This is a genomic window from Kushneria phosphatilytica (genome assembly GCF_008247605.1).
In the GTDB taxonomy this organism is placed as follows: Bacteria; Pseudomonadota; Gammaproteobacteria; order Pseudomonadales; family Halomonadaceae; genus Kushneria; species Kushneria phosphatilytica.
The window spans coordinates 1,618,459-1,630,876 of record NZ_CP043420.1 but is presented as its reverse complement, the minus strand read 5'-3'; the positions used below and the strand labels follow the sequence as shown (position 1 = coordinate 1,630,876).

Genomic DNA, 12,418 nt, shown 5'->3' with positions numbered 1-12,418 from the left:
AGAATCCTTACTCGTTGGCAACGCGTTCTATGGGTGCCCGGGCCGCCACCAATCGACGACGGCCCGCATGATTGAAACTGACTTCCAGAATACAACGCTCCCGTTCGCCTTCCACGCTTTCAATGGCACCTTCACCGAACACGGCATGTCGAATACGTTCGCCAGGTTGCCATTCGGCCCGGCTGGTGGCGACAGCACCAGTTGCTGGCGCACGAGCCGTCATCTCGGTCACCGGTAATGAACTACCAATGGCACTCAGATAACGCTGTACCAGGGCCGGTCGAGCAACTTCCAGGAGCTCGTCACCTGTTGACATCAATTGTCGATCAACACGTACACAGTCCGACCATTCGGTTTCACCCATAAAACGGCTGACCTGCCGTTGCCCGCCATCCTGACACAGCAACAGGGTCTCCCGAGCCCGAGTGACACCCACATAAAACAGCCGCCGCTCCTCCTCCAGCGCCGTATCACTGAGCGGCGACTCGCGACTGTAGGCCGGAAAATCTTCTTCGTTGAGGCCCCACAAAGCCACCATGGGCCATTCAAGTCCCTTGGCACCATGAACCGTGGAAAGCAGCACCCCTTCTTCGGCTACCTCGACCGGATTTTTCAACAGCGCGATGAAGGCCGCAGGATCATCCGCCAGCTCACCGGCCTGCTCAATCAGTACATCCAGCAGCCGTATATCCTCTTCCCCCTTGTCCCGACGGGCGGCTGCACGGCGCAACAGCTTTTCGGCATCCAGGGTATCGACCACATGAGACAACAAACGAGCCGGCGACCAGGCTGACAACGAAGGCAGATCGCACAAAAGTGTCCAGCGCTTTTTGAGATTGCGTCGCTGGACAGGACGCAGGCCACTCAGCAACGGCGAATGCCTGTCAGGCCACTGCTGTTGAGCCGCCAGATGCTGGCAGAGTCGCTCAAGCCGTTCACGTGCGACAAAGGTGGTAGGCTGTTCAAAAAGCAGCTGCAGATGACCCGGATCATGCAACAGCGATGCATCCATGGCCAACTCGAGAAAACCGGCCAGTGCTCGAACCAACGGAAGCCGAAATACGAACCGATCCTCGCGCCCGAGTCGGAACGCAATCCCCTCACGCAGAAAATGAAGCTGTACTGGCACGGTCAGTGTCCAGCTCCGGACCAGAATGGCCACCTCATCCAGACGTCGCCCGCTATCCAGCCAGCGCTGAATGCGCTCGATCAGCGTTCGAACGCCTGTAAGCTGATCAATACAAGTGCTCGGATTGTCAGGGGCCGCCAGCGTCAATTGATCGGGACGCCGCTGATTGGCGTCAATGGCATGATTGGCCAACAAGGCCAAGGCATGACCATGTCGGAAGGTGAAACTGAGCGTATAGTCCCGGGGACTCCCGAACAGTTTTTCGAAGCGCTCACCCATGGCGTCTGGCCTGGCACCTCGCCATTCATAAATGCACTGATTGGCATCGCCCACTGCCATGATACTGGCATGATCACCAGCCAGTATTGACAGCAACTGCAGCTGAGCTTCGTTGATGTCCTGATACTCATCGACCACGACATGATCAAGAAAGCCACCGACCCGCTCTCGTAATGTTCTGTCCCGGCGTAATGCTCGTAGCGGTCTATAGAGCAGATCCGCATACGTCATCAGCCCATTCGCTTCCAGCAGGCGCTCGACCGCTCGACAGGCCGCCGGAAAATGGCCGGTGTCGCTGCCGTAATCCAGCCGCTCGTAAAGTCTTTCGGGTGCACAACACTCTGCCTTGACCAGATCACAGAACTGAGCAAGTGTTTCCAGCCGTTCGGCTTCGAGCGCTGTTTCCAACTGCTCCGGCTCATCCTCGAGCACCTGCTGCAGAGCCTGCTTGAGCAAGCGTTCATGCTGCCAGTCAGCCTCCAGCAATTGTCTCGACTCAAGCACCCCCCACCGTGTAAGTGTGGCCGTCAGGCGGTGGCCAATGGAGTGAAAGGTTCTGACCTGGGGCAGTTCGGTGCCTGCGTCAGCGTAACGCTGCAGCCGTCGGCTGAAATCCTCGCGCGCCGCACGATTGAACATCAGCACCATTAATCGTCTGGCGGGTACGCCGGACTTCAGCAGATATAACACCCTGGCCACCAGGGTAGCTGTCTTGCCTGCCCCAGCTACGGCCATAACGCGAGCGTGTGCCTGACCATGGTGGACCACGGCATACTGCTGCCTTGTCAGTTCAGGCTCTGCTACCGATTCCCCTGGTTCACTCACCCGGAAAATTCCTGAATCGGCATGTCGGCTGTATCCGGAGGCAGATTGCCCAATGGCTGCCAGACGCCATTGCTCTCCAGACCCAGTTCATGGCAAGCATCGATCGAGCGAATTTCGCCGCAGTCGATCAACGCCATGAAAACACTGTTACCCAGTCTCGCCTGCAGCCCAAAACGGATCTCTACGACAGGAGGACGGCCCTCACTGTCACTCTCCAGACGATGTTGATTACCGAGCATCAGTCGGTCACCTGCGTTGGTCATCAGCCACCATGCGGGCCCGCCATGCTCATCGAGTTCTCGATGAGCATCAATGATGATGAAGGGTTGGTCTTCAACCTGTATCCGCCATTTCTCGACTGGCGTCACCAGGTAATACATGCCGTCCGCCTCACGGCGCAACAGGCGTGACAGCTGACGCATTACGCGCGGATGAGCAACATGTCGCCCCTCATGCCACCATTCGCCCCGGCGATCGATACGCATATCGATATCGCCACACAGAGGCGGCTGCCAATCCATCAATGGTGGCAAACGATTGTCATCATCGGCCAGCGTTGCAATTCGGGTCCCGAAGGGAAAGGGTGTAGACATGCCATCTCCCCGCTTGCTCAGCTGTCAACAGACTCCGGTACGGCCTGACGAAACAGTCGATAAAAATTGGACGTGGTCTGCATGGCCACCTCATCCAGGCTGATACCACGCACCTCGGCAATGGTACGCGCCACCTCGATCACATGACCGGGCTGGTTGGGCTGGCCCCGATGCGGGACGGGGGCAAGCCAGGGGCTATCAGTCTCGATCAACAACCGATCGAGTGGAATATAACGCGCCAGCTCACGCACCGACTCGGCACGTGCGAAGGTCACTATGCCAGAGAGTGAGATATAAAAGCCCAGCCCGATGGCTTGACGCGCCATGTCGAGATCTTCGGTGAAACAGTGCAGTACCCCACCGACCTCGGGATCGCTATAGCGTGCAATCATTTCCAGCGTTGTTTCACGAGCCCCACGCGTATGAATGCTGACCGGCAGTTCGGCGCGTCTGGCAGCCTGTAGATGAGTGGCAAAACGTTCCAGTTGACGGTCACGATCGACACGTGGTTGCCCTGTATCTTCAGCAGGCAGAAAATCGAGCCCGATCTCGCCAATGGCTACCGGATCAAAGCGCTCGATGGCTGCTTCGATCTCTTCAAGCGTCATCTCTCGATCTGCCGCAACCAGCGGATGAACACCTCCGGCATACACGATTTCTTCATGGCGCCGCGCCATCGATACCAGCCACGGTAAACCCGACCAGTCGGTAGCCATCGCCAGGCAACGGCGCACTCCCTGTCGGCGTGCCATGCACAACACCTCATCAAGGTGTTGCTCACGAGTCTCATGCTCACCAATAATCAGTCGATCCAGGTGACAATGAGAATCCACCAGGCCAATTTCGGAGGAAAGTGTTTCGGATATTTCTGCGGACATGATCCGTTACTCAAAATGTATAACCGGAACGCGAAGGTGTTCCGAGCCCATCAAGCAGTCGTTCGATACGCAGACGCAGCGCGTGCTCGGCAACATCGAAATGAACACCAATGCCGGCTGTTCGCCTGCCTGAGACGCCGGGCGGCGAAACCCAGGCGACTACGCCCGAGACCGGCGTGCGTTCGGTTTCATCAGGTAATCGCAGCAGAAGATAGATGCGATCGCCCAGCGCATAGCGCTCAGCGGTCGGCACGAAAATACCCCCCTGTTCAAATTGCGGCATCCAGGCCGCATGAAGGGTATCCAGATCATCGAAAATCAGTGACAACGCCTTGTGAGGCGACATGATGTTCTCCTTGCGCTCAAGCAGTCCGATCACGCATCGGTGCTCAGGAGCGTAGCAATGCCGACCAGCGAATCAGCCAGGCTTCCAGAACCAGCCGGTCATTGGGATTGCCGCCCGAGATCAGCAGTCGACGCTGCTCTCGCACGTAGTCAAGCAGCTTGAACCAATCCCTGACCCGGCCATTCTTGACGGCCTGGCGATAGAGCGGCATCAGATCCTCGTTGCGCACATGATCGGCATTCCCGGAAAGCCCGAACCTGACCAGGTCTTCCAGCCATTCGATACCGTACCACAGGATGGTTACCAGCGGCTGGCGCTCCAGTCGCGCCGCTTCGCTGACAGGATCGGCGCCGCGCACCAGTGCCTCGAAGATATCACGCAACAACTGACGCAACTCACGACTCTCTCCTCCGGCCAGCGAACGTGCCAATAGCGGCTGATTGCCCGCTACCCGCAGCCAGAAATCGGCATCTTCCTGTTCTCCCAACTCTTCTCTGAGCCAGGGAAGACATTGCGACTTGTCCGGCAGTGGAAATGGCCATTGCTGACAACGACTGCGGATGGTGGGTAATGCACGTGACGGGATATCACACAGCAGCAGAAAAAGAGTACGTTCACCGGGTTCTTCCAGGCTCTTGAGCAGCGCATTGGAGGCCGAGACCGTCATACTCTCCGCCGGGGCAATACGAATGACCCGATAACCTCCCTGCTGGGCGGTCTGGGAAACAAAGTGGTTGATATCACGAATGCTGTCGATGCGAATCTGCTTGCCACTCTCAGCCGGAGCAATACCAAGCAGATCAGGGTGGTGACCCGCCTGACGCATACGACAGGCATGACAATGTCCACATGCCAGATCTGCAGGCGCATGACAGAGTTGTCGCGCCAATAGCGCCTCGGCAAAACGCTCCTTGCCAATACCGGCCGGCCCTGACAGCATCAATGCGTGGGGCATACGCCCGGCACGAGCCAGACGCAGATAATGCTGCCAGAGCGTCTGCTGCCAGGGCCAGGGTGCTGGACCACTAACAGGAGAATCCGCTTCCGCTACCGCCATTGCGCCAACCGCTCCTCCAGTACCTGACGGATACCGGCCTGAACCTCTTCCAGTGGCGCCGAGGCATCAATAATGGCAAAACGCTCGGGTGCCTGATCGGCTCTTTGCCGATAGCCCTGTCGTACCCGTTCAAAGAAACCACCTTCTTCCTGCTCAAAACGATCCGGGGGCAAGCCACGTGCCTGGAGGCGCTGGCGCGCTGACGAGACCGGCATATCCAGCAACAGGGTCAGATCAGGCTGCACCTCCTGGTGCACCAGTCGTTCGAGCTGCTCTATATGCTCGCGATTACCACCTCGGCCCGCACCCTGGTAAGCGAATGTCGCATCGGTGAAACGATCGCAGACTACCCAGGCACCACGCGCCAGCGCCGGCTTGATGATCCGAGCCAGATGCTGGGCGCGAGCGGCGAATACAAGCAGCAACTCACTGAGATCATCCAGTACTTCCGATTCATTCGGATTCAGCAACAGTTCTCGCATTGCCTCGGCACGCGCTGTTCCCCCAGGCTCCCGGGTCGTGATCACTTCGTACCCTTTTGCCTGCAGGAAATCGCGCACCATCGCCACATTGGTGCTCTTGCCGACACCCTCACTGCCTTCAAGAGTGATAAAACGCCCGATTGCATTGCTCATGCCGGCATCCTTTATCATTTATTCAGGATATAGCGTTGCACGGCAGCATTATGCTCCCTGAGCGTGGCCGAAAAGTGATGTTGCCCATTTCCCTTTGCCACAAAATAGAGGCTATCCCCGCTGGCCGGGTTCACTGCTGCGCGTAGCGAAGCCCTGCCCGGCAGGGCAATCGGCGTTGGCGGCAGACCATTGATGACATAGGTATTGTAGGCTGTCGCCTTTTCCAGATCTGCACGTGACAGCGAACCGTCATAGGCCTTGCCAAGCCCATAAATGACACTGGGATCGGTTTGCAGACGCATCCCGCGCTCCAGGCGACGAACGAAAACGCCGGCAATCCGGGGGCGCTCTTCAGGTGCACCTGTTTCGCGTTCGATCAGAGAAGCCAGAATCAGTGCCTGATAAGGCGTATCCAGCGGCAAATCATCACTGCGCCTGGCCCAGGCCTGCTCAAGCTCTTTCTTCATTCGCGCATAGGCCCGCTGATAAATATCGAGATCCGAAGTGCCCTTGTGATAGCGGTAAGTGGAAGGAAAGAATCGTCCCTCTCCCTTCTGATCCCCATGGCCCAGTGCTTTCATCAGCGCCTCATCGTTCATGCCACGGGTTTCATGGGTCAGCTTCGGCGCCTGATCAATACGCTGACGCATTCGATCGAGGGTCCATCCTTCCGGAATGGTCAACTCATAAGTCACGATATCGTTGCTTGAAAGCTTCGCCAGTAGCTGCCAGCCATTCATGCCGGGTTGCAGTTGAAATTCTCCGGCACGCAGCTGGCGTACATGCCGAGGTTCCAGAATGGCAAGTACCTGATAGGGCCAGCGATACCTGATGACACCCTGCTCGGCCAATCGATCAATGACCTGTCGAGCGCCGCTACCTGGACTCACTTCAAAGATCAGCGAATGATCAAGTGCTATTGGCGCCTGCATTCGATAGCGCCAGTAGCCATAACTACCCGCCACGATGAGAGCGATCAATACAACGCCCGTCAGCAACCCTTTCCACCAGCGCATTCACAACGTCCCCGACCCGGAATTCAAAGAATGGTGTTACTGCACGGGATAGCCCAACAAAGCATGCGCTGGCACCTGCAATCGCTTTACTGCTTCGCGTACCGGCTGTTCTTCCAAATGCCAGGTACGTCGCAGGGGTGGCGTATCGCTCTGCTGCTCCGACACCCATTGCTCAATTGGCCAGACCCCTTGCACACTGTTGAATACACAACCGGCTTCTGCATTTGCCAGGGCTTCCGGAGAAGCCTCGATTTCCGTGAGAACGCCTGCCTCCAGCAATGCCTGACGCAGCGTACCAGCCACCCCACAATGATGCAGACGGGGTGTCATCCAACACCGCTGCTCACGATCAAACCAGGCCAGATTCATCGCAGTAGCCTCGATCAACAGCCCTTCAGTGTCACACAGGAGCCCTTCGGCAATCGCCGGGTCTGTCCACTCCTGGCGAGCCATGACATTGTCGAGGCGATTGAGATGCTTGAGACCTGCCAAAGCACGCTGCCGGGGCAGGCGCCAGTGGCAACTGCGAACAGTAACACCGGTTTGCCAGCGATCGGCTTGTGGAGTAAAGGGCGTCATGCGCCAGCGAAGCCGTGGCTGCATGTTTTCAGGCAACTGATACCCACGCCCACCACTACCGCGAGTCATCAGAAGCTTGAGAATCATCAGACCACAACCGACACCGTGGGCAGGAAGAGCATCGAAAATCTCTCTTCCTGGGGTCGGAATACCCAATCGCTCAAGACCGGCCTGCAAGCGCGCCAGATGCGCCTCCCAGAGGAGAGGCGCCCCGTCACGTACCAATACGGTTTCGAAAAGCCCATCACCGTAAGCCAGCCCGCGGTCATCAAACGGAACAGGGGCATCACCGCCCGAATGCACATGGGCATTCATGGCTGCTCTCCGTTACAGCTTCGAGAAAACCAATGACCCATTGGTTCCGCCAAACCCGAAAGAATTTGACAGGACATGATCGATTTTCATCTCACGCGCATGGTGCGGGACATAATCGAGCTGACAGCGCTCATCAGGATGATCAAGATTGATGGTCGGCGGTGCCACCTGATCGCGCAGGGCCAGAATGGAAAATATAGCCTCGACCGAACCGGCGGCACCCAGCAGATGGCCAATCATGGACTTGGTAGAACTGACTGCTACCTCTCTGGACGCTTCTCCCATGACCTGCTCTACCGCTCGGCTTTCGGCAACATCTCCCGCTGATGTTGAAGTGCCATGAGCATTAATGTAATCAATCTGCTCAGGCGCGATACCAGCGTCACGAATGGCGTTGCGCATCGCCAGCGCCGCCCCGGTACCGCTTTCAGGAGGCGCTGTCATATGATGGGCATCGTCGCTCATGCCAAAACCGCGGAACTCGGCATGGATGGTCGCGCCTCGTGCCCGCGCATGCTCATACTCCTCGAGTACGAGAATACCGGCCCCATCTGAAAGAACAAAGCCATCACGATCACGATCCCAGGGTCGACTGGCAGCAGCCGGATCATCATTACGTGTGGAGAGTGCTCTGGCTGCAGAGAAACCACCCACGCCCAGGGGGGTAGTTGCCATCTCGGCACCACCACAGATCATGACATCAGCATCGCCGTAGGCGATGGTACGTGCACTGTAACCGATATTATGAGTGCCTGAGGTGCAAGCCGTGGTAATCGCGATATTGGGACCGCGAAACCCATACTGTATTGCCAGGTTCCCCGAGATCATATTGATGATGGACCCCGGTACGAAAAAGGGAGAAACCCGGCGTGGCCCACCCTTGAGCAACGCATTATGATTGGTTTCGATCATCGGTAGACCACCGATGCCCGAACCGATCGCCAGACCGATCCGTTCAGCGTTATCTTCGGTACATTCGATGCCCGCCTCGGCAATGGCCTGAGCTGCTGCGGCTATCCCATACTGAATGAAGAGGTCCATTTTGCGGGCCTCCTTGGGGTTAAAATATAACCCGGGATCGAACCCCTTGATGGACCCGCTGAATCGGGTATTGAAGGCACTGGCATCGAAATGTTCGATTGGCCCGATTCCGCTGCGACCTGCGGTAATGGCACTCCAGCTTTCCTCGACGGTATTACCCACCGGGGTAATCAAACCCATGCCGGTTACCACAACCCTTCTGCGAGGCATTGGTCTTCCTCCAAACAGCCAAATGGATGCAGCAACAACGAGCCTTTCAAGGCATACGTTGCGAGCATCACTCCATTATACCGATTGCCGGATGCATCGGGACGATTGGGGACCGTAAGGAACGATAGTACTCTTGCGGTCGTTATCCCAATGCCGGGCAACGATTCAACACTTCAAAATGACAGGGCCGCCTTGCCTGACGACAAGGCGGCCCTGCAATGCACGAGTGGTGCGGGAACCGTCAACCAGGATTACTGGTGGGCAACAATATAATCGATCGCTTCCTGCACGGTCGTGATCTTCTCGGCTTCCTCATCGGGAATTTCGGTATCGAATTCCTCTTCAAGTGCCATCACCAGTTCAACGGTGTCGAGCGAGTCGGCGCCGAGATCTTCAGTGAAGGAAGAGCTGTTCTGAATCTCTTCTTCCTTGACGTTCAACCGCTCGGCTACAACCTTCTTCACACGCTCTTCGATGGTACTCATTGGCTTACTACTCCTGGTTGTGCAAATCCGCCAGCTCGAAACTGCCGGGTAGTTTATAGACCGCTATAGATCGACGCAACCGCACGTCAGGCGGGCGTCAGCGCATATTCATGCCACCGTTGACATGAAGCGTTTCACCGGTGACATAAGAGGCAGCGTCGCTGGTCAGAAAACCGACTGCCGCTGCGATTTCCTCGGGTTCACCGAGTCGAGCCAGCGGGATCTGTGCCAGCAGGGCGTCACGCTGAGCCTCCGGCAACTCCCGTGTCATGTCCGTTGCTATAAAGCCGGGCGCCACGGAATTGACCGTGATGTTACGCGAGGCCAGCTCTCGCGCCAATGAGCGCGTAAAGCCTTCCATGCCTGCCTTGGCTGCAGCGTAGTTGGTCTGGCCGAGATTACCCAGCGTTGCGACCACAGAGCTGACATTCACGATGCGCCCGAAACGAGCTCTGGTCATACCACGCAGGCTCGCCCTGGATACTCGATAAACTGATTTGAGATTGGTGTCGAGCACTTCATCCCATTCATTATCCTTCATCCGCATCAGCAGATTATCACGCGTAATGCCGGCATTGTTGACCAATATGGTGGGTGCACCAAAACGTTCATTCACACGCGACAGCAGCTCGTTCACTGCATCACTATCGGTCACATCGAGCCGCATTCCAGCGCCTTCAATACCCTGTTCCGCGAGATCAGCCTCAATGCGCTCGGCACCACTGTCACTGGTGGCAGTACCCACCACAATGCGACCCTGGCGACCCAGTTCACGCGCTATTGCCCGGCCAATCCCGCGTGTAGCGCCGGTAACCAGCGCTACACGTGTTTCATCCGTCATACCTGCACTCTCTTGTTATCCACAACACATCCCCTGAACATGGCTGGCAGGCCATAGGCCTCAAGGTGTTTCTCGGGCCAGCTCGAGCGCTGCTGTCAGACTCTCGGGATCATTGACAGATAAGCCGCGACTGCCACTGACGATTCGCTTACCGAGACCTGTCAGGACCTTGCCAGGACCACACTCTATGAATACGCGAGCACCATCGTCCGCCAGCGCTTGCACACAGGAAGTCCAGCGCACCGGCTGATGCAGCTGAGCAACCAGACGTTCGGCGATTTCTCCAGTCTCTGCATGTGCCCGGGCATCGACATTCTGTATGACCTCATAACGAGGTGGGCGCATGTCAATACCGGCCAGGGCTTCTCTTAACTGCTCGGCAGCTGGCTGCATGAGAGCACAGTGCGACGGCACCGAAACAGGTAGTGGCATGGCACGACGCGCGCCAGCCTGCTGACAAAGGGCTATCGCACGCTCTACGCCGCCACGATGACCAGCAATGACCACCTGACCGGGAGCATTGTAATTGACTGCTGCCACAACTTCATTAGCACCAGCCTCCTCGGCCGCTTCACGGCAGGCTTGTTCGACAGTACCGTCTTCGAGCCCCAGAATCGCGGCCATGGCACCCTGTCCTTCCGGTACAGCCGCCTGCATCGCTTCTCCCCGCAAGCGCACCAGTCGAACGCCTTCGGCAAAACTGATGGCACCAGCACATACAAGGGCACTGTATTCCCCCAGGCTGTGACCCGCCATGGCTTTTGGACGAGGCCCCTCCAGTTCCTGCCAGATCCTCCACACTGCCACACTGGCAGCCAGCAGAGCCGGCTGGGTACAACTGGTGGTATTAAGCGCCTCGGCCGGACCTTCCTGGACAACGTGCCAGAGGTCATAACCCAGCGCTTCGGAAGCCTCTTCGAAGGTTGTGCCTACTACGCTGTAGCGCTCGGCCAGCTCTCGCAGCATCCCCACCTGCTGAGAGCCCTGACCGGGAAAGACCAGGGCCAGGGAATCGGTCATCGGATCACCTTTACATTCATTGGTCGAAGGCGTCGGAGTTTTTCCAGCTCAATGCTGGAAGCTCGTTACGACGTCGCTCGCCGCGTGCGTTTTCGTCTGTATCGTTGATCACGGTACAGGCGAAAACGGCCACTGGTTCCACTTCAGGCATGCCTATCCGCCGCAAGAGCTGCTGCCAGCTTGCCGGTCAATTCACCGACCACTTCACAGTGCGCTCGTCGTACCGCCCAACCGAAACCATCCATGCTGGCGCTACCATGACTTTTAACTACTGTCTTTTTCAGACCCAGCAGGCTGGCTCCATTATAGCGAACAGGATCGAACTCCCGCCGGAATCGCGATAGAGCCGGCCGAGCAAGCACACTGACCATCCTCGAAGCCCAGCTATGCTGAAAACAGGCACTCAGACGTTCAACCAGCAACTCGATCAGTGCCTCACCACTCTTGAGAGCCACATTGCCCACCATGCCATCACAAACAGCCACATCAATAACACCGCTGAAGAGTCCGTCGCCCTCTACAAAGCCATGATAATCAAAATGGTCGTTTGTCTCCTGTCGCAGCAATTCGTCCGCTTCACGAACACGGCGCTCGCCCCGATTCGGCTCGGTAGCAACATTCAATAATGCAACGCGTGGACGAGTCACTCCATCAACAGCGCGCGCCATTTCGGCACCCATGCGAGCAAATTGCAATAGATGCCTTGGTCGACTATCGATATTTGCACCCAGGTCCAGCAGATAGCAGCGGCCACAGCCACGAGCCGGAATGGCAGTACTGATCGCAGGACGAGACAACCCGGGAATCATGCCGAGTTGCCGACGCGCCATTGCCATCAGTACGCCAGTGGCACCAGCACTGACGCAGCCATCCGCCCGCCCCTCTGCTACTGCCTGCAAGGTAGCGTGAAGACTACTGGCAGCAGGGAGGCGTAACGCACGAGCGGGTGAAAGCGTATCGGGCAGGCATACAGGCGCATCAATGATCGTTATACGATCAATGACCCCAGCCTGAACACGGGAAATTGACTCAAGCTGGTCTTCAAGCTGCTCCCGGGCGCCGCAGAGCAGCACTTGCAAATCAGGCAGTGCCTGAAGCGCTTCGACACTCCCCCCGACAGTAGCGCGGGGACCGAAGTCCCCGCCCATTGCGTCAATGGCCAGACGCAC

13 protein-coding genes are annotated in these 12,418 nt (G+C 57.4%); all 13 read right to left on the bottom strand.

All coding sequences use genetic code 11. The annotated features are described in order from the left end of the window. Positions 1 to 7: 7 nt before the first annotated feature. Positions 8 to 2,233 (bottom strand): ATP-dependent helicase, encoded by a 2,226-nt coding sequence (locus FY550_RS07445; RefSeq protein WP_267902460.1) that lies wholly within the window; start codon positions 2,231 to 2,233, stop codon positions 8 to 10. Continuing rightward, positions 2,230 to 2,826, bottom strand: coding sequence for a DUF1285 domain-containing protein (locus tag FY550_RS07440; RefSeq protein ID WP_070977350.1), 597 nt, complete (start codon positions 2,824 to 2,826; stop codon positions 2,230 to 2,232). Before FY550_RS07440 ends, FY550_RS07445 begins: the two co-directional genes overlap by 4 nt. A gap of 17 nt (positions 2,827 to 2,843) precedes the next feature. Next, complete coding sequence (locus FY550_RS07435; protein WP_070977349.1) at positions 2,844 to 3,704, bottom strand: TatD family hydrolase; 861 nt, start codon at positions 3,702 to 3,704, stop codon at positions 2,844 to 2,846. 10 nt (positions 3,705 to 3,714) lie between these two features. Further along, positions 3,715 to 4,050 carry a PilZ domain-containing protein gene (locus FY550_RS07430; protein WP_070977871.1) on the bottom strand — a complete coding sequence of 112 codons (336 nt, stop codon included), beginning with the start codon at positions 4,048 to 4,050 and terminating at the stop codon, positions 3,715 to 3,717. A gap of 43 nt (positions 4,051 to 4,093) precedes the next feature. Continuing rightward, on the bottom strand, positions 4,094 to 5,107 hold the full coding sequence (locus tag FY550_RS07425; protein ID WP_070977348.1) for a DNA polymerase III subunit delta': 1,014 nt from the start codon (positions 5,105 to 5,107) through the stop codon (positions 4,094 to 4,096). After that, complete coding sequence (gene tmk / locus FY550_RS07420) at positions 5,098 to 5,742, bottom strand: dTMP kinase (RefSeq protein WP_070977347.1); 645 nt, start codon at positions 5,740 to 5,742, stop codon at positions 5,098 to 5,100. The genes FY550_RS07425 and tmk overlap by 10 nt, the downstream gene beginning before the upstream one ends. A 14-nt stretch (positions 5,743 to 5,756) precedes the next feature. Then, the gene (gene mltG, locus FY550_RS07415; RefSeq protein ID WP_070977346.1) at positions 5,757 to 6,758 is read right to left on the bottom strand and encodes an endolytic transglycosylase MltG; all 1,002 of its coding nucleotides are present in this window, start codon (positions 6,756 to 6,758) and stop codon (positions 5,757 to 5,759) included. Between the two features lie 36 nt (positions 6,759 to 6,794). Then, positions 6,795 to 7,652 carry an aminodeoxychorismate lyase gene (pabC, locus tag FY550_RS07410; protein ID WP_070977345.1) on the bottom strand — a complete coding sequence of 286 codons (858 nt, stop codon included), beginning with the start codon at positions 7,650 to 7,652 and terminating at the stop codon, positions 6,795 to 6,797. A gap of 12 nt (positions 7,653 to 7,664) precedes the next feature. Further along, positions 7,665 to 8,903 carry a beta-ketoacyl-ACP synthase II gene (gene fabF, locus FY550_RS07405; protein WP_070977344.1) on the bottom strand — a complete coding sequence of 413 codons (1,239 nt, stop codon included), beginning with the start codon at positions 8,901 to 8,903 and terminating at the stop codon, positions 7,665 to 7,667. A gap of 251 nt (positions 8,904 to 9,154) precedes the next feature. Then, entirely contained in the window at positions 9,155 to 9,388 is a 234-nt protein-coding gene (acpP, locus tag FY550_RS07400; RefSeq protein WP_019951639.1) for an acyl carrier protein, read from the bottom strand. Positions 9,389 to 9,485: 97 nt separating this feature from the next. Beyond that, a complete protein-coding gene (gene fabG, locus FY550_RS07395) occupies positions 9,486 to 10,229 on the bottom strand; it encodes a 3-oxoacyl-ACP reductase FabG (protein WP_070977343.1) in 744 nt (247 codons plus the stop codon). 60 nt (positions 10,230 to 10,289) lie between these two features. Continuing rightward, positions 10,290 to 11,249, bottom strand: coding sequence for an ACP S-malonyltransferase (gene fabD / locus FY550_RS07390; RefSeq protein ID WP_070977342.1), 960 nt, complete (start codon positions 11,247 to 11,249; stop codon positions 10,290 to 10,292). A gap of 143 nt (positions 11,250 to 11,392) precedes the next feature. Next, complete coding sequence (plsX, locus tag FY550_RS07385; RefSeq protein ID WP_149054452.1) at positions 11,393 to 12,418, bottom strand: phosphate acyltransferase PlsX; 1,026 nt, start codon at positions 12,416 to 12,418, stop codon at positions 11,393 to 11,395.